Annotated in this window: 20 protein-coding genes and 1 rRNA gene; 4 read left to right on the top strand and 17 right to left on the bottom strand. The window is 65.1% G+C overall.

Annotated elements, in window-relative coordinates:
• Positions 1-22: 22 nt before the first annotated feature.
• The 4 genes from FVP60_RS11875 to FVP60_RS11860 all read right to left on the bottom strand — a co-directional run bounded on the left by FVP60_RS11875 (position 23) and on the right by FVP60_RS11860 (position 4,611).
• Complete coding sequence (locus FVP60_RS11875) at positions 23-1,444, bottom strand: GntP family transporter (protein WP_147826512.1); 1,422 nt, start codon at positions 1,442-1,444, stop codon at positions 23-25.
• 48 nt (positions 1,445-1,492) lie between these two features.
• Positions 1,493-2,383 carry an NAD(P)-dependent oxidoreductase gene (locus FVP60_RS11870; protein WP_147826511.1) on the bottom strand — a complete coding sequence of 297 codons (891 nt, stop codon included), beginning with the start codon at positions 2,381-2,383 and terminating at the stop codon, positions 1,493-1,495.
• Between the two features lie 18 nt (positions 2,384-2,401).
• A complete protein-coding gene (locus tag FVP60_RS11865) occupies positions 2,402-3,802 on the bottom strand; it encodes a four-carbon acid sugar kinase family protein (RefSeq protein WP_147826510.1) in 1,401 nt (466 codons plus the stop codon).
• A 101-nt stretch (positions 3,803-3,903) separates the two neighbouring features.
• Complete coding sequence (locus tag FVP60_RS11860) at positions 3,904-4,611, bottom strand: FadR/GntR family transcriptional regulator (RefSeq protein ID WP_147826509.1); 708 nt, start codon at positions 4,609-4,611, stop codon at positions 3,904-3,906.
• 168 nt (positions 4,612-4,779) lie between these two features.
• Here FVP60_RS11860 and FVP60_RS11855 point away from each other — a divergent pair, with 168 nt between their 5' ends.
• Complete coding sequence (locus FVP60_RS11855; protein ID WP_147826508.1) at positions 4,780-5,979, top strand: pyridoxal phosphate-dependent aminotransferase; 1,200 nt, start codon at positions 4,780-4,782, stop codon at positions 5,977-5,979.
• A gap of 55 nt (positions 5,980-6,034) precedes the next feature.
• Here FVP60_RS11855 and FVP60_RS11850 read toward each other — a convergent pair whose 3' ends face one another.
• Genes FVP60_RS11850 through FVP60_RS11835 form a run of 4 tightly spaced genes read right to left on the bottom strand, consistent with a single transcriptional unit; the run spans position 6,035 to position 9,253 of the window.
• Positions 6,035-7,243 carry a hypothetical protein gene (locus FVP60_RS11850; protein ID WP_147826507.1) on the bottom strand — a complete coding sequence of 403 codons (1,209 nt, stop codon included), beginning with the start codon at positions 7,241-7,243 and terminating at the stop codon, positions 6,035-6,037.
• A 15-nt stretch (positions 7,244-7,258) separates the two neighbouring features.
• On the bottom strand, positions 7,259-8,398 hold the full coding sequence (locus FVP60_RS11845) for a UDP-N-acetylmuramate dehydrogenase (RefSeq protein ID WP_147826506.1): 1,140 nt from the start codon (positions 8,396-8,398) through the stop codon (positions 7,259-7,261).
• A gap of 1 nt (position 8,399) precedes the next feature.
• On the bottom strand, positions 8,400-8,807 hold the full coding sequence (locus FVP60_RS11840; RefSeq protein ID WP_147826505.1) for a MaoC/PaaZ C-terminal domain-containing protein: 408 nt from the start codon (positions 8,805-8,807) through the stop codon (positions 8,400-8,402).
• Positions 8,804-9,253, bottom strand: coding sequence for an FAS1-like dehydratase domain-containing protein (locus FVP60_RS11835; protein WP_147826504.1), 450 nt, complete (start codon positions 9,251-9,253; stop codon positions 8,804-8,806). Before FVP60_RS11835 ends, FVP60_RS11840 begins: the two co-directional genes overlap by 4 nt.
• A 75-nt stretch (positions 9,254-9,328) precedes the next feature.
• On the opposite strand from FVP60_RS11835, the gene FVP60_RS11830 reads away from it, so the two are divergent.
• The 3 genes from FVP60_RS11830 to FVP60_RS11820 are packed head-to-tail and all read left to right on the top strand — an operon-like array spanning position 9,329 to position 11,030.
• Positions 9,329-9,994 carry a hypothetical protein gene (locus FVP60_RS11830; RefSeq protein ID WP_147826503.1) on the top strand — a complete coding sequence of 222 codons (666 nt, stop codon included), beginning with the start codon at positions 9,329-9,331 and terminating at the stop codon, positions 9,992-9,994.
• The gene (locus FVP60_RS11825; protein ID WP_147826502.1) at positions 9,991-10,548 is read left to right on the top strand and encodes a hypothetical protein; all 558 of its coding nucleotides are present in this window, start codon (positions 9,991-9,993) and stop codon (positions 10,546-10,548) included. The genes FVP60_RS11830 and FVP60_RS11825 overlap by 4 nt, the downstream gene beginning before the upstream one ends.
• Positions 10,545-11,030 carry a hypothetical protein gene (locus FVP60_RS11820; RefSeq protein ID WP_147826501.1) on the top strand — a complete coding sequence of 162 codons (486 nt, stop codon included), beginning with the start codon at positions 10,545-10,547 and terminating at the stop codon, positions 11,028-11,030. The genes FVP60_RS11825 and FVP60_RS11820 overlap by 4 nt, the downstream gene beginning before the upstream one ends.
• Here FVP60_RS11820 and FVP60_RS11815 read toward each other — a convergent pair.
• The 9 genes from FVP60_RS11815 to rrf form a co-directional block, all read right to left on the bottom strand.
• On the bottom strand, positions 10,950-12,251 hold the full coding sequence (locus tag FVP60_RS11815; RefSeq protein ID WP_147826500.1) for a hypothetical protein: 1,302 nt from the start codon (positions 12,249-12,251) through the stop codon (positions 10,950-10,952). The genes FVP60_RS11820 and FVP60_RS11815 overlap by 81 nt on opposite strands.
• The gene (locus FVP60_RS11810; RefSeq protein ID WP_147826499.1) at positions 12,248-13,039 is read right to left on the bottom strand and encodes a sulfite exporter TauE/SafE family protein; all 792 of its coding nucleotides are present in this window, start codon (positions 13,037-13,039) and stop codon (positions 12,248-12,250) included. The genes FVP60_RS11815 and FVP60_RS11810 overlap by 4 nt, the downstream gene beginning before the upstream one ends.
• Positions 13,040-13,089: 50 nt before the next feature.
• Positions 13,090-14,778, bottom strand: coding sequence for a DNA repair protein RecN (gene recN / locus FVP60_RS11805; RefSeq protein WP_147826498.1), 1,689 nt, complete (start codon positions 14,776-14,778; stop codon positions 13,090-13,092).
• Positions 14,775-15,731: an NAD kinase gene (locus tag FVP60_RS11800; protein WP_147826497.1), complete on the bottom strand. Its 957-nt coding sequence runs from the start codon at positions 15,729-15,731 to the stop codon at positions 14,775-14,777. Before FVP60_RS11800 ends, recN begins: the two co-directional genes overlap by 4 nt.
• The gene (locus FVP60_RS11795) at positions 15,728-16,525 is read right to left on the bottom strand and encodes a TlyA family RNA methyltransferase (protein ID WP_147826496.1); all 798 of its coding nucleotides are present in this window, start codon (positions 16,523-16,525) and stop codon (positions 15,728-15,730) included. The genes FVP60_RS11800 and FVP60_RS11795 overlap by 4 nt, the downstream gene beginning before the upstream one ends.
• Positions 16,522-16,689 (bottom strand): hypothetical protein, encoded by a 168-nt coding sequence (locus tag FVP60_RS13110; protein WP_187240667.1) that lies wholly within the window; start codon positions 16,687-16,689, stop codon positions 16,522-16,524. Before FVP60_RS13110 ends, FVP60_RS11795 begins: the two co-directional genes overlap by 4 nt.
• A 36-nt stretch (positions 16,690-16,725) precedes the next feature.
• Positions 16,726-17,760 carry an HAD-IIA family hydrolase gene (locus FVP60_RS11790; protein ID WP_147826495.1) on the bottom strand — a complete coding sequence of 345 codons (1,035 nt, stop codon included), beginning with the start codon at positions 17,758-17,760 and terminating at the stop codon, positions 16,726-16,728.
• Positions 17,760-19,868 (bottom strand): primosomal protein, encoded by a 2,109-nt coding sequence (locus FVP60_RS11785; protein ID WP_147826494.1) that lies wholly within the window; start codon positions 19,866-19,868, stop codon positions 17,760-17,762. Before FVP60_RS11785 ends, FVP60_RS11790 begins: the two co-directional genes overlap by 1 nt.
• An 81-nt stretch (positions 19,869-19,949) precedes the next feature.
• A 5S ribosomal RNA gene (rrf, locus tag FVP60_RS13375) occupies positions 19,950-20,018 on the bottom strand; the annotation flags it as partial.

Below are 20,018 nucleotides of genomic sequence, written 5' to 3'. Positions count from 1 at the left end.
AGGGCCCGTTGTCGTATGGGTGTTAGGTCATCGGAATGACGGCGTACACCGCCCACGTGATCAAGAATCCCGCGATGCCGAGAATCGTGGTCATTGGGGTCCAGGTGCGCAGGCCGTCCTTAACCGACAGGCCGAGGTAGCGGGTGACCACCCAGAAGCCCGAGTCGTTGACGTGGCTGAGGCCGAGCGCGCCGTAACCGATCGCCACGGCCACCAGGGCGATGTGAATGGTGTCGAGCCCGAGAACTGCGAGCGACGGAACCAGCAGGCCGGCGGTGGTGGTGATGGCCACCGTGGCGGAACCTTGGGCCGCGCGCATGATGAGGGAGATCAAGAAGGCGGCGAGTAGCAGCGGCATGCCGGAACCAGCGATCACTTCTGCGACAGCGCCACCGACGCCCGTTTCGGTCAGGATGCGACCGAAGGCGCCACCGGCACCGGTGACCAGGATGATCACGGCGGCAGCCGGAAGCGCCGACTCCATGACCTCACCCAGCTTCGCAGCCGACCAGCCACGACGAACACCGAGGAAGAACATGGCGGCGGCGATCGCCACCATCAGCGCAAAGATCGGCTGGCCGATCATCGCGAGGAAGCCGTTCCAGAACGATCCCTTTTCAAACTGCGGCGCAACGGCCGTGCCCAGCATGATGAGCACCAGCGGCAGCAGAATCAGCGCGAGAACGGTGAACGCGCTCGGTGCCCGCTCGCCGTCTTTCAGACCAGCGTGGGGCGAGCTCTGTTCGGTGCCGAAGCTGTCAAACATGGCCTTGGTGGCGGCCAGCATCGGGTACTCACGACGGTTGAGAATCTTGCCAACCCAGTAGGCGAGGGCTGCGAGCGGAATCGAAATGAGCAGGGCGAAGATCGTGACCCAGCCGATGTCTGCGCCAAGAAGCGTCGCGCCACCAACGATGCCGGGGTGCGGCGGTACGGCCACGTGGACGGCCAGCATGATGCCGGCAACCGGCAGGCCGAACTTGATCGGGTTCAACCCCGCCACCTTCGAGAACGCGAAGATAATCGGAACCAAGATGATGAAGCCGGCGTCGAAGAACACCGGGATCGCCAGGATGGCGGCCGCGATGACGAGGGCAACGCCCACGCTCTTGGGGCCAAGCCACGAGGTGAACTTGCCGGCCAGCGCCTCGGCGCCACCCGAAAGCTCAATGATCTTGCCGAGCATGGAACCCAGCGCAACCAACACGGCAACCGAACCGAGGGTTCCGCCGACGCCGGCGATAATCGCCTGAATAACACCGAGCTGTTCTGGCGTGGTTTCTGTCGCCGGAATTGTCGTCATCGGCAGGCCAGCAGCAAGGCCGACGACGATGGAGACGAGGATGAGGGCGTAGAACGCCTGCACCTTGAATCGGATGATCAGCACCAGCAGCAGGACGATACCTGCCAAGCCAATCGCAATGAGTGCGGATAGAGGGAGCATCTTTGGATCTCTCGTTTGATATCAGGCGGGAAAGCCGGAGGGGTTGGTTCAGGAACGGCGGGTGGGTGCGATGACGCGAATGACGGCGGAGTCATCGAGCGCCCCGAGGCCCTGAGCCTCGCCGAGCAAGAACAGCTGCTCTGCCGCGTTTGCGACGGGGGTAGACAGGTGGGCGCCTCGGGCGGCATCGCCCACGATTCCCATGTCTTTGACGAAGATGTCTAGGCGGCTAAGCACTTCGGCGCCGCCGTCGTCATATGCCTGCAGCGCGCGGGGGCCGCGGTTGCCGAGCATGAACGAGTTCGCAGCGCCCGCGGTGAGGGCTGCCAGGGTCTTTTCGCGATCGAGACCGAGAGCGTCTGCCAGCGCCAGCGCCTCCGCGGCGGCGGCAATGTGTACGCCGCACAGCAACTGGTTCACCGTCTTCAACGCCTGACCATCGCCCGGCTTGTCGCCCACGATCGACAGCGTCGATGCCAACTGGTCAAGCACAGGGCGGGCCACCTCGAGTGCGGCGGGCGTCGCGCCAACGACAATCAGCAGGTCACCCTCACCGGCGCGCACGGGGCCGCCAGACAGCGGGGCGTCAACGAGTTGGGCGCCGTGCTCGGCGAGGCGCGTTGCGATCTCGTCGATGCCGTCGGTGCCGACCGTGCTGGTGAGAATCACCACGGCGCCGTCGTCGAGGTGGGTGGCAAGGCCCGCCTCGCCGAACAGCAGGTCGTTCAGCTGCGCGCCGGTGCGTACCGCGACGAGAACGGCCTGCGCGCCGGCAACGGCATCGGCTGCCGAAGATGCCGCCTGCACGCCCTTCTCCGCCGCGAGCGCAACGCGATCGGCGGCAATATCGAAGCCACGCACGCTAAAGCGCTCCGCGAGGCGTGTGGCCATGGGCAATCCCATGGCTCCGAGACCGATGACGGCAACGTTGGTGGTCATGTCTGTTCCTTTCACGATTTACTGTTCGTCCGCAAGCTTCGCGACCACGCGAGCAAGGGAGTCTTGGGTGCCGACGTTGCCGGCGAAGACGATGTAGGGGATGCCGACGGCGGGGCCGGTCTCCGGCTGCCACAGCGACACAATGCCCGGGAGCATGGGGCCAACGACCGTCGCGCGACGAATTTCGAGCGCTTCGCTGGCAACGTCGCTGGAGGTGATGCCGCCCTTGGCGATAACGAAGCGCGGCGGTGCGATCGCCAGCACGCGGCGAACCAAATCGACGACGCCGCTGGATACCTTGCGGGCAATTTCTAGGCTCTCCTCGCCCGAGGCGCCGGTGAGAAGCTCACGGGTCGTATGTACGATGACGGCGCCAGAAGCCAGGGCCTCGGCAACGGTGGCGGCCTGCTCATCGAGGTAAGCGTCGCGGCTGTCACCGATCAGGCTACGAACATCGAGTTCGATCGTCGCGGTGGTGGGTCGCTGGCGGCGCAATTCGGCAAGCTGAGCCGTGGTGAGCGGCACGTGACTGCCGACGACGATGAGACCGCCGCGGTCGTAGGCGAACGGAATATCCGCGGTCGAGACCGGCTCGGCGATGTCTTGGCCGATGTGCGCGCGAACGTAGGGCGGGCCAACGCGCAGCAGCACCGCCCGGCCCAGGCCGTGAAGCGCCAGCGCGACGACGCGCATATCGCTCTCTTCGACAACGTCGACGGCAACGACGGAACCAGTGGGCAGCTCGCGGAGGAAGGTACGCACGGCCTCGACGCCGGAACGGATGATGTCAATGGTGAGCGCGGCGACCTGGTCGGCCGCGATGCGCCCCGCCGTCTTCTCCGCAACCCAATCGCGCAGGTTGGACGATGTGAATCCAAACGTTGCGTCTTGCGCGAAGGCCGTTTCACCGACCGGCACGGCTTCGCCGTCTGTGACCCAGTAATGCACCGAGTTGACGGTGATGCGACCGGCATCGGGGAACGCCGGAACCAGCAGCGTCAGCTCCGGGGCCGCGCCACCGCGCGCAGTGATTTCTGCAGCCAAGACGTCGGTTTCCAGCGGGAAGTGACCGCGCAGGGTGGAGTCGCCGCGGGAGACGAACGTCACCTGCTTGCCGGCGTCTGCCGCCGCCGAGAGCGCCACCTCAACAACTTCGCGGTTGCGCTGTGCGGCGGTCGCCTCATCGAGGGAGCGCGTGTTGGTGAGCACGTAGACGGCGGGGGCGCCGGTGGCGAAGGCGCCGTCAAGATCACTCTTTTCCCAGCGCGTGAGAACGGGTAGGTTCACGACGGACTGGGTACCGGTGGGGTCATCATCCAGCACGACCAACACGGTGCTGGCGTCGAGCGCCTCGCGAACCTGCGCCGCAGCGATTTCGAGCGGGGCCGGGAGAGGGGCCAGAAGCGCGTCGATCTGCACGGGAACTCCTTCGTTCAGTAGGTCTGGGTTCGATCTCGGCGTTATCCGATATCAGATATCGATGGTACGCCCAGTTTTCTCTACAGGCAAGACCCCAGCGGTTATTCCCCCAGCACGTAGTGCAGCAGATCGTCGCGCGTCTGGCGCATGTGGCTCGCCATTGCCTCACGCGCGGCCTCCGGCGATCGCGTGCGCATGGCCTCGAGCACGGCGGCATGCTCAGCCAGGGCGTGCTCGCGAATGTCAGAAACCGCGCTGGTTTCGGTGCGCGAATCTTGCAGGATGGTGGTGAGCGGGCGCACCGAGGCGACGAGAATGCGGTTGTCTGCTGCCGCGAAGATCACGTCGTGAAACGCGAGGTCTGCCGCGACAAACCCGGGCACGTCACCGTGCTCGTGGGCATCATGCATGCGTTGCAGCAACGTCTCCAGCTCTTCGATGTGAGCATCGGAACAACGGGGCGCGGCAAGTTCTGCGGCCCCCGTCTCAAACATCACGCGCATGTCGAGCAGGTCAAGCGAGGAGCGCCTGCGCGCACCACTGCTACGCGAGTAGCGCACCACGGCTTCCAAGCCCGTCCACTCATCAACCGGCGCGACGCGGTGCCTGCTGCCGGGAACCGGAACGATAACGCCCTGGGCTTGCAACAAACGCACGCCCTCGCGCAGGGTGAGCCGCGAAACCCCCAGCAGGTCGGCGAGGTCGGCCTCTGCCGGCAGGGGCTCGCCCGCCACCATGCGCCCCGCGATAATTTCGTCCAGCAAGCCGTCAACGACGGACTGTGTGCGGGTGATGCGCTCGACCTTCATACGACAACGGTACTGGCCACAGCGCCCGAGGCGGCCACTTGCGTTCTGGCGCCCTCCCCCAAGCCGCACGCCCAGGTTCCGGCGATCTATATGGTTCCACCGAAAAAGTCGCGATCTTTCGCCGTCATCGTCCTGTTTCCGCCGCGCACCGCAGAGTAATCTCGAAGGGTGACTGAGCGTGCACCCCTTTCTCGTAAACTTTCCGCCATTGCCGAGTCGGCGACCCTCAAGGTCGATGCCAAGGCCAAAGCCCTCAAGGCCGAGGGCCGTCCGGTAATTTCTTATGCCGCCGGCGAGCCTGACTTTCCGACGCCACAGTTCATCGTGGATGCCGGCATCGAAGCCATGCACAACCCGGCGAACTTCCGTTACACCCCGGCCGCGGGCCTGCCGGAGCTGCGCGAAGCGATCGCGGCCAAGACGCTGCGCGACTCTGGCCTGGCCGTCGAGCCGAGCCAGATCATCGTGACCAACGGTGGCAAGCAGTCGGTGTACCAGGCGTTTCAGGCGGTCGTGAACCCGGGCGATGAAGTCTTGCTGCCCGCACCGTACTGGACCACCTACCCCGAGGCCATTGCCCTCGCCGACGGCGTGCCCGTTGAGGTGTTCGCCGGCAGCGACCAAGACTACAAGGTCACCGTCGACCAGCTCGAAGCCGCCCGCACCGACAAGACCACCGTGCTGGTTTTTGTCTCGCCGTCGAACCCGACCGGCTCCGTCTACACGCCGGAAGAAACCCGCGCGATCGGCGAATGGGCACTGACCCACGGCATCTGGGTCATCACCGATGAGATCTACCAGAACCTGGTCTACGAAGGCATCAAGGCCGTCTCGATCGTCGAGGCCGTGCCGGAGCTGGCAAACCAAACCATTCTCGTAAACGGTGTCGCCAAGACCTACGCCATGACCGGATGGCGTGTGGGCTGGATGGTCGGCCCGAAGGACGCCATCAAGGTGGCCGCCAACCTCCAGTCGCACCTGTCAAGCAACGTCAACAACGTGGCACAGCGCGGCGCGATTGCGGCACTCACCGGCCCGCAAGACGAGGTCGAGCAGATGCGCCAGGCATTTGACCGCCGTCGTCAGCTCATCGTTGCTGAGCTCAGCAAGATCGACGGCATGAAGGTGCCGAACCCCCTCGGAGCCTTCTACGTGTATCCCGATGTCACGGGCCTGCTGGGCAAGACATGGCGCGGCAAGACGCCGCAAACGAGCCTGGAGCTTGCCGACCTGATCCTCGATGAGGTGGAGGTTGCCGTGGTTCCGGGCGAAGCCTTTGGTCCGTCTGGCTTCATCCGTCTGTCGTACGCACTCGGCGACGAAGAACTGCTGGAGGGCGTTCGCCGCCTGCAGGAGCTGTTCTCCTAAAGCCTCAGATCACCGGTGGGCCGGCTCTTCGCGAGCCGGCCCACCTTTCTGTTTGCTAGGAGCAGCCGCGCGCGGCGTCAATCATGCTCTGCGGCGGCTCGCCGTAAACGCTGACGCCATTGCCTTCGCCGGTGTAGCCCTGCACGATCGCCCACGCGGTCGCCCACTGCTCGATACTCTCTTGCGTTGACCAGTCGTACAGATCACCGCAACGGATCGTCAGCGCGTGGCCAATTTCGTGAGCCACCAGCGCGCGAACCATATCGTCGTATCGTGAGCCCCACAGCTCCGCCACCGAGTCACTCAGCGTGATGGTGGCGTAGCCCGGATCCATCCACCAGTGCGTGGTTCCGCCGACCGAGAGGCCATCACCGGCACCCGCAACGATCGGCGCCCAGTCAAAGTCCAACATGAGGCCGGGGGCAAGGTCTCGGGCAAACTGCTCAACCTCCAGCCGGTCGGCGAGGAGCGGCCCCCGCTTTTCATCAAGCTCCGCCTGCTGCGATGCCGCGAGCGCCGCGGCCGCATCGACGTAGACGGTGACTACAGAGGCGGTGGAATCATCGAGCTCGTCGAGCTGCGCGACGTCGTCTGCCGCGCGTTGAAACGCAACCTTGGTGGGGTTCTCAGCCGAGATGTTTTCGTCGAGCAGGGCTTGGGCCGTGTCGGCAGCGGAACCAAAGAGGTCGGCCGCCGCTGTGTTCACTGCCGTCGTTGCCTCGGCGACCGTCTCGATTTCTTGCGCGTAGTCGTCGAGGTCGTCGCGCGTCTCGTCGGCCAGCGCCTCGATCTGCTCTGCCGTCTGAGCACGCTCCCACGGCATCGCCGGCAGGTCAGCTGGCTCGCTCGGCGGCAGGATCTCCGCCGGCGCGGCGGCAAGAACGGTATCGAGCGTGGTGATGCTCACCGTGAAGTCGTCATACCGCGCCGCGTCAAAGAGGCCATCGACGGACTGGGTTTGAATCGTGTCGGCCGCGAGCTGCTGCTCGCCGCCGTATTCGATCACGTCGGTGGCGGCGGTGCTTGCGGCGACGACGTTATCTCGCGCCTCGTCAAGATCGGCAACGGCCGCATCGTATTGCGCCTTGGTCGCGTTCTGCCACATCACAAAGCCCGCAACGCCACCCGCGACGAGGAGGGCTGTCACGCTCAGCGTCACCCACGCGGTGGCCTTGCGACGCTTCTTCGGCGGCGGAGGCGGCGGCACCGCGGCGTAATACCAGGGCGGAGGCGGCGCGGAACCGGGATACTGCGGATCCGTCATCGCGCCTCCCTGCACTTAAATTTCGACGCCCACCAAGATGGGTTCCGGCTCCATGAGGAGTCCGTATTCTGAATGTACGCGACCCCGAATGTATCGGGCGAGTTCTGCCAATTCTTCTGCGCGCGCGCCGCCCCGATTAGTCAGTGCGAGAGCATGTTTGGTTGACAGCCCGGCGCGCGAACCAGGAAAGCGAAAGCCCCGCTTCACTCCAACGCTCTCAATAAGCCAGGCGTTGCTCACCTTGAAGAGTCGCTCGGTGTGAATCACCGGTTGCAACACACCGTCGTATTCGTCCAGCCCAATAACGCGGTCAGCCACCTCGGCGACGCCCGGCATGAGCCAGCGCGGGCATTCTGACGGCAGCGTGCGCACGAAAGACTCCGGAACCACGGCGTTTTGGAAGAACGATCCGGCGCTGTACGTGTCGGGGTCGTCGGGATTCAGCACCATGCCTTTGGAGGCACGGGTGGCGAGCACCGTGTCGCGAATCTCGGCGAGCGAAATCAGCGCATCGTCCGCAAGTTGCAGTGCTTGGCGCAACTGCTCCCCCGCGACGGCAACCGGCTCGGTTCCGACGGCGCGAAGATCAAACGTTGCCGACAGAATGACGGCGTCACGTTCGGCGACGGAACCATAGTGCGCCTTGAGCACGGAGGTGCGAAATCCGAGCCCCAGGCTTGCGGCAGGCTCGGTGGTGACATCGCCCGTCGCCGCGTCGATCAGTTCGACCTCGTGCAGGGTTTGCACGACCTCTTGACCGTAGGCGCCAATGTTCTGCACCGGGGCGGCACCAACGGTTCCGGGAATACCGGAGAGTGCTTCGACGCCGGCGAGCCCAGCCTGCACCGTCCATGCCACGAACGCATCCCACTCGTGGCCAGCTTCAACGCGCACTCGCACGACGCCGGGCGTGGGTGAGCCGACGACGGCGATTCCCTCGTTGCGGAGTCGAACAACGGTCAGTTCGAGGTCATCATCGCCGACGAACAGATTGGAACCACCGCCCAGCACGAGCACATCCTCGCCGCTGTTCCACGTATCGCGGAGTACGTCGATTGCCTCATCGCGTGAGGTCACCTCGATGAGGCGCCTCGGGATGCCACCAACACGCAGGGTGGTGAGTTCGGCGAGCGGCCGGGGCGTAACTTCGGGCACGTTACGCCGTCTCGGGTGTGACGAAGACCTGAGCCTTACCCAGCACGGCCTTGCCGTCAAACACCACGGTCAGATCAATGCGGATCGCCTCATCGGTGATGCTGGCTACCTTCGCGGTGATGTCAATGTCGGCACCGTTTCGAGCGTCAACGACAACCGGACGGGTGAATCGAACACCGTACTCACGAATGCGACCCGAGTCTCCCAGGGCCGAAATGATGGTTCCGACCGCAATGCCCATCGTGAGCATTCCGTGCGCCAATACGCCGGGCAAGCCGACGGATTGCGCGATGTCGTCACGATAGTGAATCGGGTTAAAGTCGCCCGAGGCGCCGGCGTATTTGACCAGCGAGTCACGCGTGATGTGGAGCGAGCGCTCCGCGACAATGTCGCCAACCGTGTACGTCATGCGCTGGCCTCCCCCGCGAGCAGAACCGAGATGGCGGTCACCACGTGGTCGCCATTGGCATCGACGATCATGGTCTCGCTGTTGATCATGGTGGCTGGCCCCATGGCGCGCAGCCCGGTCACCGACAGTGTGGCGGTGAGTTCGTCGCCCGCAACGATCGGACGCGAGTATCGAAACTTCTGCTCGGCATGAATCAGGTTCTGCAGTTCAATGCCGGAGCCTGGGGAGTTGAGCAGTTGGTGAATCGTGAGGTCTTGAATGACCATCGCGAAGGTGGGTGGCGCCACAACGTCGGCGTATCCGAGCGCACGGGCGGCCTCGGGGTCGTGGTGTTGAGGGTCCTCGGCGAACGTGGCGCGCGCAAACTCGCGCACCTTCTCGCGGCCAACAAGGTACGCAGCGGTCGGCTCAAACTCCTGGCCGACAAGATCCGGATTCACGGGCACGTTGCCAGTCTATCGGGCTGCGCTCATCCGCTCCGGTGTGGTGGACGCGCCTTCTGGTTTCAGTAGGCTGTGGGGGTGAACACCGCCTCACGTGACGTCGCCGAAGACGTGCCTGAGCGCGCCCCAAAACCCGTGGCACGAAAAATGTCTCGAGGGCCGCGGTCAGCGATCCTCGGAACTGCCATCGCTGTCGTAGCGATCGCGGCGTTCGCGATCGGCGGAGGGCTCCGCGCCGCTGTTCCCACCCCGAGCGATGCGGCTTACGGGGTTGAGGTTGACACCACGTTGTACAGCGCGACGGTTATCGACGCCGAAGCGGTTGCCGAGGCCGAAGAGCAATATTGGGAGGCGGAACCAGGCGAAATCCTCGTGCTGGTCACCGTGCGGATTGAGAATCGGGCGAGCTACCCGGTGATGGTCTTGGGCGCCGTCGATAGCGCGGCTTCGCGGCTCGTGCAGGGCGATGAACCGTTGCTGCGTCTGGCAGGGGTGGAACCAGTGGACTCCCCGCGCGTGTGGCGCGCAGATGGTTCCCCCCGCGGCCCGATCCTGCAGCCCGGCGTTCCCGCCGATGTCGTCATCGGCTGGCCGGTTGACCAAGAGCAACTCGCTGACGCGGGTGCGGTGCTTGAGGTGTACGACGCGAGCGAAAAATTCGGGCGGTTCGTGGTTTCGTCGAGCGCCGTCACCTGGAAGGCAACGGATATCGCGGCTCGCGTCGAGTTGGAGGTTTCGCGATGAGACGTAAGGCGGTGGCGACGGTGGCCGCGGCTGGGCTCATCGTTGGCGCGCTGGCGGTGACGGCGGCAATTCCCGCCGAGCAACGCCTCACCGCCCCGTTTGTGATTGCCGGAGACGGCTCAAGCACGCTCACGTCTCGCACCATCATTGCCACCGTCACCGAGTGGAACTTCGCCGATTCGATCACGTTCGATGACGAGTGGAGCGCCGAGGGCAATTGGCTCGTCGTGACGCTTTCGGCATCGGCGCCGCACACCGAAGATGACGCGCAGATTGGCTTGGCAACCCTCACCGTGGATGGCCGAACCTACACGGCCAGCGAGCGGGTGCCGGAGTCTCTGTGGCGATATCCGTTACGCGTGGGTATCGGTACCAGCGGCGTGCTGGCCTTTGAGCTTCCTGCCGGCGTGCGCAGCGGTTCCGCCGAGCTTCGCCTGTCATCCAATGACACCACCCCCGCGCTTGACGACGTGATTTCTATCTCGGTCAACCTGACCACGCTCGATCACCGCGAGCGACTCACGATCTCGTCCCCCACGGTGGGTGCGCCATGAGCTGGTGGCGCAGGCAGCGCACGGCGGCGATCGCGCTCATGATTGCCGCGATGGTGGCCGCCGGCACGATCTGGCTATTTGAGGTTGTGCCCTCGCGCGACGAGCCGACCGTTTCCACCACCGTGGCAACCACCACCGTCACGGTCGACGGCAATACGATCGACCCGCCGACGGTACGCGTCGACGAATTCGCTGGCCCGGCGGGTACCACCACCGTCAGCGTGCGCGTGCCGGCCCGCAGCGACGCGGATGCCTCGTCGTGTGGATCGTTCACCCTCACCGAGCAGGCGACCGGTCGTGTCTGGGTCACCGCTGGCTCCGAGGTCGACGTTTCTGACGACGATGCCGAACGCTCCTGCGTGCCCGATTCTGCCAGCTACACGATCTTGGCGGTGTTCTTGCTACCGGATGATGTCCCGGGGCTCTTCTGGTTCGACATGACCTTTGACGACACCGTCGTTCGGTTCGAGCTGACGGGGTGAGGAAACGGGCTTCGCGGTAGGCGGCTCGGGGAGCGTGCGACTGCGTGCCAGCACCGCATCGCAGGCGGTCGCGACAATGGCAACGCGGAGCGGCTCTGCCACCATGGCAACCGCAAGCAGGGCGAACGGCAGCACCGCTTGCCAGAAGTCGGGCTCATGGGCACCGATGAGGGCGAGCGTGCCACGGGCGACGCCGCGCTCGGCAGATGCCCACAGCGCATAGACCAGCGCGAACGCGCCAAAAATCAGCGGCCCGCCGCGCCAAATCGCCGAGACCGCCGCCCACAGATCTTCGACGCGGCGTGCGAACGGGCGAAACAGCGCGACGATTCGGCCGTGTCGCGGATGAAGCTGCAACACCAGCGGCGTCAACCGGGCGCCGTAAATGACCGCGGCGATTGCCAGCCACGCACCCGGAACAATGAGAGCCGTGATCGCGAGGGTGACGAGCTGCAACAGCCCCTCCCATGCGGCAGCCACTGGCGGCGCATTGATCGCCAAGGCGTCGCCGATCTCAACCAGCCACACCACGCCCGCGCGCGTCGAGAACCACGACGTGAGTTGCGCCAGCCACTGCACCACCATGGTGAAGAACATGAACACCCACACCAGCTCGGCGTAGGAACCAACAATGGCGGCGGCCGTGGGAAGTCGAGAGGAGACCCGTCCGAGCACAGACCGAATCACAAAGGCGACCAGCAGAATCGTCACCGGCAGCCAGCCCACCGCCAAGAATCCGCCGCGATCACCGAACGCCTCATCAACGCCGTAACCCGTCTGCAGAAGCGCATTCGACATCGCGATGCGGATGAACGCCGTCTGATCGCTCTCGAGCATTCCCCACGCGGTATAGAAAATAGTGAAGGGCAGAATCGCCACGCCCACGGCATGCAAAAAGGGTCGAACGCCCGGCTTGGCCAGACGGTCCGTCGTCGTCAATGACGGGCGCACGGTGAGATACATCGCAACGTAGGCGACGAGGCGAGCACCGACCGCGAGCGGCAGCAGCAACAGCCCACCCAGCGTCGTGTAGCTTCCCACGAAGCCAGCCAGCTGCAAGAGCGCGCGATGCGCGGCGTCACCGGCGAGGTACCACGCCATGAGCGCGAGCCCATGCTGGCCCACGATTGCGCCGAACGTGCGCACCGGGTTCGGCGCTGTGCGCCAAAGGGCCGCGATCCGACGGGCACCACGGCGCAGCGCCGGCGCACGCTCGGTCATCGGCCCCGCCCCTTGATGGCCTTCATAGCCATCTGCACGGCGATGAAGACGAGGTAGCCGGCAAACAGTGCATTGGCCAGGCGTGGGTCAATGTGCACGGCAATCCACGCGCCACCCGCGGTGGTAGCAGCCGCCGAAACGCCAATCAGCAAGCCACCCAAAATGTCCACGTTGTTGCGACGCAGGTTGCCGATGGTTCCGCTGATCGCCGTCGGAATCATCATCAGTAGCGACGTGCCCTTGGCGATAAGGTCGCTCGCGCCGAACGCGACCATGAGCACCGGCACCACGATGATGCCGCCGCCAACGCCCAAGAGGCCGGCAAGAACGCCGGTGATGAGGCCGAGCAAGACAAGCCCCGTGATTGTCACGGCGGTGAGGTGCAGTTGCGCATCGCGTGAGGGCACCACCACAAACAGACTGACAATCACAATCACGATGAAGGCAACGAACCCCCACCGCAGCGCCGTTTGCGAAATTTTGGGCAGTAGCGCGGTTCCGATTTGTGCGCCAACGACGGAACCAGCGGCAAGGATGAGCGCCGGAACCCACGCAACGGAGTCAGACATCGCGTACGAGATCACGCCAACGGTCGCGGTCGGCACGATGGCGGCGAGCGACGTGCCTGCCGCCAAGCGTTGATTGAAGGCGAGAAACATCACCAAGAACGGAACAATGATGGTTCCGCCGCCAACACCGAAAAGCCCCGACAGCAGTCCGGCGGTGACGCCGATTGCAAGGTAGGTGACAATCGTTCGCGGCGTGCGGGCTGGGGCGTCTTGATGCATGTTCTTCTTTCGTGCTCCTCGATGGGGCGACGATGGCTGGTGGGTTTGGCCTACACCGTGCTTCGCAGGGCGAGCAGTTCGCGCGCGTGGGCGAGGGCAGCGTCGGAGTCTGCCATGCCGGAGAGCAGGCGCGCCATTTCTGCCTCGCGTTCTGCGCCATCGAGGGTTCGCACGCTCGATGCGGTAACGCTGCCGTCGCTCTGTTTCACCACGCTCAGGTGATTGTTGGCAAAGGCGGCAACCTGAGCGAGGTGGGTGACGGCGATGACCTGAGACGATTCGGCCAGCCGGGCAAGGCGGCGCCCCACCTCAATCGCGGCGGCGCCGCCGATGCCGGCGTCGACCTCATCGAAGACGAATGTTGGCACCGGGTCTGACGCGCTCATCACCACCTCGATGGCGAGCATGACACGGCTCAGCTCACCACCGGACGCGCTCTTTGCGACGGGGCGCGGCTGAGCGCCGGGGTGTGGTGCGAGCAATAGTGTGACCTCGTCGCGACCGCTCATGGTGGGCGCGCCAGCCGCGACCTGCACCTCGAGCCGCGCGTCGGGCAGCGCTAGTTCGCGCAGCTCCGCCGTGACGGCCTCGCCCAACCGAACGGCCGCCTTCGTGCGCGCCGTCGTCAGCGTTGTCGCGCGGTCATCAAGTTCGGTGTGCAGCGCCTCGCGCTCGGCGGTGAGGCGCTCCAGCGTGTCTGGGTCATCATCAAGTTCTGCCAGGCGAGCGGAACCCGTTGAGAGCAGGTCAATCGCCGCGGCCAGCGAACCATGCGCACGCACGAGCGAGCCGAGCACGGCACGGCGCTCTTCAACCGTCGCGAGTTCGTGGGGGCCTGCCTCATCAAGATCGGCGAGGTAGCCAGACAACTCCTGCGCAATATCGGTGGCCCGATAGCTCAACTCAGCCAGTTGTTCCGCCAGCGCCACTAGCGCCGGATCGTGGGCTCGCTCGAGGGCACGACGGGCCTCGCTGATGAGCCCCAAAACATCGGGCACGTCTTCTTCGCTGGAGAGCGCTTCGTGCGCTGTGGCGGCGGCCACACGCAAATCTTCGGCATTGGCCAGGCGCTCGGCGCGCTGGGCAAGCTCCTCATCTTCACCCGGCTGCGGATCTGCCTGCTCAATATCGGCGAGCACCCCGCGAAGGTGCGCGGCCTCGGCCACGCGGGCATCATGGTGTTCGGTAATTTCAGCGATGCGCGCATCGAGCGCGGTGAAGCGCGCGTAGGCGTCGCGGTAGGCGTCGAGCGCGCGGGCAATCGGTTGCCCGCCAAACCGGTCAAGCGCATCCCGCTGCGCACTGGCCGACCGCAATCGCAGCTGATCAGACTGGCCGTGCACCACGATGAGTTCATCAGCCAGATCGCTCAGCACGCTGGCGGGCGCCTTGACGCCGCCGACGCTGGCACGGCTGCGCCCCTCGGCCGTGATGCTGCGCGAGAGATACAGTTCGCTCGTCGCGCTGTCTATGGCCTCCAGCTCGCCACCGGCATCGGCGACGCGATCGGCGACGGCGCCGGTCGATGGAACCACCCACACGCCGGCAACGCTGGCTTGTGTTGCGCCGGCACGCACGGCGGAGAAGTCTGCGCGCTGGCCGAGCAGCAGGCCGAGTCCGGTGACCACCATGGTCTTGCCCGCGCCGGTCTCACCGGTGATCGCGGTAAAGCCCGCGCCCATCGGCAACGTCGCCTCGGCAATGACCCCGAGATCGCGCAGCCGCATCTCTTCGATCATGCCGGCGCGTCCTTGATGGTGGGAATCGCCGATGTGGTCGGCTCGGCACCGCGCCAGCCGTCGACCGGAAGCTGAAACTTGTTCACCAGTCGGTCGGTGAACAGTGCCGTGTGCAGGCGTGCCAGACGCACCGGCTGCGCAGAGCGACGCACAATCACGCGAGCGCCGGGCGGCAAATCGTGGGATCGACGGCCATCGCACCACAGCACTCCGGTGCCGTGATTGCGCTGCAACACCTCGATCGCGACAGACGATGACGGATCAATCACCAGGGGGCGCGCAAACAGCGCGTGCGCAGAAAGCGGAACCACGCTGATGGCTTGCACGGTTGGCCAGATAACAGGGCCGCCCGCAGAGAAGTTGTAGGCCGTTGAGCCCGTCGGGGTCGACAGCACCACACCGTCGCAACCGAAGCTTGAAAGGGGGCGGCCATCAATCTCAATGACAACCTCAAGCATGCGTTCACGCGATGCCTTCTCGACGGTGGCCTCGTTCAGCGCCCACGTCTCGTAGATCGTCTCGCCAGCGCGGTTCTTCACGCGCACCGAGAGCGCCAGGCGCTCCTCAACGGTGTACTCGCCTGCAATCACGCGGCGAACGGCCTCATCCATGTCGTCGCGCTCGCTTTCGGCGAGAAAGCCGACGTGGCCCATGTTGATGCCAAGAATCGGCGCCGCGCGGCCCCGCACCAGCTCTGCAGCCCGCAGGATGGTTCCGTCGCCACCCAATACGATCGCAAGCTCAACGTCGTCGACGGCAACCTGCTCACCCAACACCCGGAAGTCGTCAAGCATGACGGGGTTGCCCGCCACTTCGCGGAGATCTCGCAGGTCGTCTGCGCTTACAACGCAGCGCGCGCCCGCCGCCGTCAGCGCGCGATAAATGCGTTCAGCTGCGGCCACGGTGTCGTCACGGTGGGCGTGCACGACAACGAGGATGTTGCGTTCGCTCATGCTCGCCTCGTCATTCGTTGAATCTGGTCTCGGTATTCTGTCGGGTTTTGACCGTTGGCGTCAGAAAGATACACAAGGTACTCGCAGTTGCCGTGCGTTCCGACGAGGGGGCTCGGCGCCAGGCCGCGAACCCCGAGGCCAGCATCCCACGCCGACCACAGCACGCGACTGACAGCGTCGGCGCGAGTGTCATCGTCGGTGACAAGCCCACCCTTGACGGCGGTGCGGCCAACCTCGAACTGGGGCTTGATCAGCAGCACGATGTCGGCGCCGGGTGCGGCCGTCGCGGCCACCGCGGGTAGCACGTGCTCGAGCGAGATAAATGAGAGATCGGCCGTGACGAGGCTCGGGCGCTCGGTGATGCCCGTGACGCCAGCGAGGTTCTCGGGGGTCATGTACCGAACGTTAAAACCCTCGACGGCGATAACGGCGGGGTCGCTGGCAATCTGAGGGTCAAGCTGGTCGTGACCGACATCAACGGCCATCACGGTTGCGGCGCCGCGTTCGCGAAGCACCTGCGTGAAGCCGCCGGTGGAGGCACCCATGTCAAGGGCGACGCGACCGGTCGGATCGATCGCAAAAGTGTCGAGGGCAGCCAGCAGCTTGTGGGCCGCGCGACTCACGTAGTGGTCGGCACCGGCGACGGCGAGCTGATCGCCGTCGCTGACGGCATGCGACGCCTTCACGACTCCCCGACCGTTGACGGTCACGAGCCCATCGGCGATCAGTCGGGCAGCGTGAGTGCGCGATCGAGCCAGCCCGCGATCCGCGAGCGCCGCGTCAAGCCGGGTCATTCCGCGGTCTCACTGGCATGACGAATGATGGGCGCATCGAGACGCTTTGCGAGCTCATCGTGCAGGCTGGCGTAGCCGACGGCGCGCGACTCAAGCGGTTGCTCTTCAATCACACGCACACGGCTGACAAAACCCGCACTCTGCTCACTAGACGCGTTGCTCACGCCTCCAGACTACGCGTTTCCGGCGGGCTGTAACCGTTAGCGGCGAACCAGAAATGGGTCTTCGTAGAGCTTCTCCGGCACGTGGAATCCGAAGATCTGCCGTCCGGTCGCCCAGATCGCGTGCGAGGCGGCACGCAGCAGGTCGATCTGATCGCCCTCGGAGACGATGCGAACGTCGTTGCCGTCAATGCGCACTGACGCACCGCGCACGCTCACAACGTCACCCTTCACCGTCGTCACCGGATACGGCTCAAACAGTCCACGTAGATCCGGCAGGATGTACGTCGGGTGCGCGTGTGATGGCGCCGCCAGCACATGCTTGGGCCGGTCAATGCCGGTGAGCACGAGCACAGATTCGATTCCGGCCCGCTGCGCTCCGGCAATATCGGTGTCGAGTCGGTCACCGATGAACAGCGCCTTCTTCGCGGCGAAGCGATCAAGCGCAACGTCGAAGATCGGTTTCTCCGGCTTGCCAGCGACCGTCGCGAGACGCCCGACGGCGGTGTGCACAGCCGAGACGAGGGTTCCGTTGCCCGGCGCGGTTCCGCGTGCCTGCGGAATCGTCCAGTCGGTGTTGGTCGCGATCCACGGGATGCCACCGTCAGCTTCTGGCAACGCAAGCGCAAATGCCGCCTCAGCCAGTTGGTTCCAATCGACGCTCGGCGCAAAGCCCTGCACAACGGCCGCAGGGTTGTCTGCCGACGAGCGGGTAACGACGTACCCGGCCTTCTCCAGTTCGAAGACGAGGCCTTCGCCGCCCACCACGAGCACGGTGGAACCAGGTGCAATGATGGTGCGCAACAGGCGAACAGCCGCCTGAGGGCTGGTGACAACCTCATCGGGAGCGGTCTGCAGGCCAAGCTCCGTCAGGTGCGCGGCAACCGTGGCGTCGGTGCGCGCCGCATTGTTGGTGATGTACCCCAGGCGCGCGGTTTGACGCGCGCGATTGAGTGACTCAACAGCGTGCGGTAGCGCGCCGGGGCCAGCATAGACGACGCCATCAAGGTCGGCGAGAATCGTGTCAACGCCGTCCAACGGCATGACCGTCGACGAACGGGAGAACAGACCCATCAGTCCTCGGCCGCCTCGACAGCCGCAACCTCGGCAGCTTTAGCCGCCTTCTTGGCCTTCTTCTTCGCCTTCTTTTCTGCGTCAGACTTCTTGGACTTCTTGTCCTTGTCCTTCTTCGACTTCTTCGACTTCTTCTTGTCGTTGTCGTCGTGGTTGTCGGCCTTCTCGGCCTTCTTCGACTTCTTCGACTTATTGGCGGATGCGTCGTTGTCGTCGGAGTCTGCAGGTTCCGAGGCCTCGTCGTCGCCGGACTCGGCGAGCTCCGCGGCCTCTTCGTCGATCGAGTCAGCATCATCGGAGGCCGCTTCGTCGGTGACGGCGGAACCCTGTTGCGCGGCCTGCTCAGCTGCTTGCGCTGCTTCCGCCTCGAGGAACATTGCCTCTTCGGCTGCGTACGCGGCCTCGCGCTCGGCTTCCTTCGCGGCGCGCTCCTGCGCTTCAAGCTCGCGAACCAGCTCTTCGTCTTCTGACTCGTCGACGACGATCAGTTCGTCGGAGTCGTCGGTTGCGGTTGCTTCGGCCGCGACCTCGGCGCGGCGCATCCATTCGGCGGCTTCCTCAGCGCGTCCGAGATCTTCAAGAACCGCGGCGCGGGCGGCAAACAGGCCGGCGCTGTAGCTGTAGGCGACGTCCGGGTTGAGCTCTGGAATATCGAGCTCTGCGAGGGCACTTTCGGTTTGACCAAGGTCAAGACGGGCACCCGACATCGCAATAGCGAGCTCAACACGCGTCGATGCGTCAAGCTTCGAGCGGTCGACGGCGCGTCCTTCCTCGAGAGCCTTCTCGGGGCGGCCGATGCCACGCTCGCTGTCAACGATCAGTGCGATCTGCTCGTCGCTGCCGGTGATGCGACGGTAGGTTCGCAACTCGCGAAGCGCGAGTGCAAAGTCACCGGTGGCGTAGGCCGTGATGCCGACAGTTTCGCGGACGACGCCAACACGACCGGCGCGACGCGACGCAGCCATGGCGTGAGCGTGCGCAAGCTCGGGATCGACATCAATGTACGTGGACGCGGCGGCGAGGTGGCGGGCAACAGCATCGGCGTTCTCGGCCGACAACGTCTTCAGCTCGTTGCGGGCCGAACCGTGCAGGCTACGCGCGGTGATCTCGTCGGGAAGTTCGGGGTCGCGCGGGCGGTCGGCACGCACGTCCTGCGGCGGACGCGAAGCACGGCGATCGTCGCCACGGTCATCACGACGCTGGTATCCGCCTTCGCGGTTACCCTGGTAGCCGCCCTGTCGGCGGTCGCCATCGCGGCGCGGGGCTGCACCGTCACGACGCTGGTATCCGCCTTCACGGTTACCCTGGTAGCCGCCTTCACGGCGGTCACCCTCACGACGCGGAGCGCCGCCATCGCGACGCTGGTAACCACCCTCGCGGTTCCCCTGGTAGCCGCCCTCACGACGGTCGCCATCACGACGCGGAGCGCCACCATCGCGACGCTGGTAACCACCATCGCGGTTGTCACCATCGCGGCGCGGAGCTCCACCATCACGACGCTGGTAGCCACCTTCACGGTTACCCTGGTAGCCACCCTCACGACGAGGAGCGCCACCATCACGACGCTGGTAGCCACCTTCACGGTTACCCTGGTAGCCACCCTCACGACGAGGAGCGCCACCATCGCGACGCTGGTAGCCACCTTCGCGGTTGTCACCATCGCGACGCTGGTAGCCACCTTCGCGGTTGTCACCATCACGACGCGGAGCAGCACCATCACGACGCTGGTAACCACCGTCGCGGTTACCCTGGTAGCCGCCCTCACGACGGTCACCATCGCGACGCGGAGCAGCACCATCGCGACGCTGGTATCCGCCCTCGCGGTTACCCTGGTAGCCGCCTTCACGGCGGTCACCCTCACGACGCGGAGCGCCGCCATCGCGACGCTGGTAGCCACCTTCACGGTTCCCCTGGTAGCCGCCCTCACGACGGTCGCCATCACGACGCGGAGCAGCACCATCACGGCGCTGGTAGCCGCCTTCGCGGCGGTCACCGTCGCGCTGCGGGCGACGATCACGGCTAGAGCCGCCATTGTCGCGGTACTGCGGACGCGAGGAGTCGCGAGATGAGCGCGATCCACCTTCTCGGGGCTCGTGCGCTTCTGTCATTGCGATCTCCTCTGTCAAATTTGTGGGTGTAAATGCAAAATGGCCACCCAGCGTTGGGTGGCCATTTTGACTTTAAAAGGAGTCCGGCGGTGTCCTACTCTCCCACAGGGTCCCCCCTGCAGTACCATCGGCGCTGAGAGGCTTAGCTTC

It is taken from the genome of Microbacterium mitrae, from assembly GCF_008017445.1.
GTDB lineage: Bacteria > Actinomycetota > Actinomycetes > Actinomycetales > Microbacteriaceae > Microbacterium > Microbacterium mitrae.
The sequence above is the reverse complement of the archived record's forward strand: the minus strand, read 5'-3'. Positions and strand labels throughout refer to the sequence as shown.

Coding starts and splice junctions, on each gene's coding strand:
- FVP60_RS11875 (WP_147826512.1), bottom strand. CDS start 1,444: ATGCTCCCTCTATCCGCACTCATTGCGATTGGCTTGGCAGGTATCGTC.
- FVP60_RS11870 (WP_147826511.1), bottom strand. CDS start 2,383: ATGACCACCAACGTTGCCGTCATCGGTCTCGGAGCCATGGGATTGCCC.
- FVP60_RS11860 (WP_147826509.1), bottom strand. CDS start 4,611: ATGAAGGTCGAGCGCATCACCCGCACACAGTCCGTCGTTGACGGCTTG.
- FVP60_RS11850 (WP_147826507.1), bottom strand. CDS start 7,243: ATGACGGATCCGCAGTATCCCGGTTCCGCGCCGCCTCCGCCCTGGTAT.
- FVP60_RS11840 (WP_147826505.1), bottom strand. CDS start 8,807: ATGACGTACACGGTTGGCGACATTGTCGCGGAGCGCTCGCTCCACATC.
- FVP60_RS11825 (WP_147826502.1), top strand. CDS start 9,991: ATGAGACGTAAGGCGGTGGCGACGGTGGCCGCGGCTGGGCTCATCGTT.
- FVP60_RS11820 (WP_147826501.1), top strand. CDS start 10,545: ATGAGCTGGTGGCGCAGGCAGCGCACGGCGGCGATCGCGCTCATGATT.
- FVP60_RS11815 (WP_147826500.1), bottom strand. CDS start 12,251: ATGACCGAGCGTGCGCCGGCGCTGCGCCGTGGTGCCCGTCGGATCGCG.
- FVP60_RS11810 (WP_147826499.1), bottom strand. CDS start 13,039: ATGCATCAAGACGCCCCAGCCCGCACGCCGCGAACGATTGTCACCTAC.
- recN (WP_147826498.1), bottom strand. CDS start 14,778: ATGATCGAAGAGATGCGGCTGCGCGATCTCGGGGTCATTGCCGAGGCG.
- FVP60_RS11800 (WP_147826497.1), bottom strand. CDS start 15,731: ATGAGCGAACGCAACATCCTCGTTGTCGTGCACGCCCACCGTGACGAC.
- FVP60_RS11795 (WP_147826496.1), bottom strand. CDS start 16,525: ATGACCCGGCTTGACGCGGCGCTCGCGGATCGCGGGCTGGCTCGATCG.
- FVP60_RS11790 (WP_147826495.1), bottom strand. CDS start 17,760: ATGGGTCTGTTCTCCCGTTCGTCGACGGTCATGCCGTTGGACGGCGTT.
- FVP60_RS11785 (WP_147826494.1), bottom strand. CDS start 19,868: ATGACAGAAGCGCACGAGCCCCGAGAAGGTGGATCGCGCTCATCTCGC.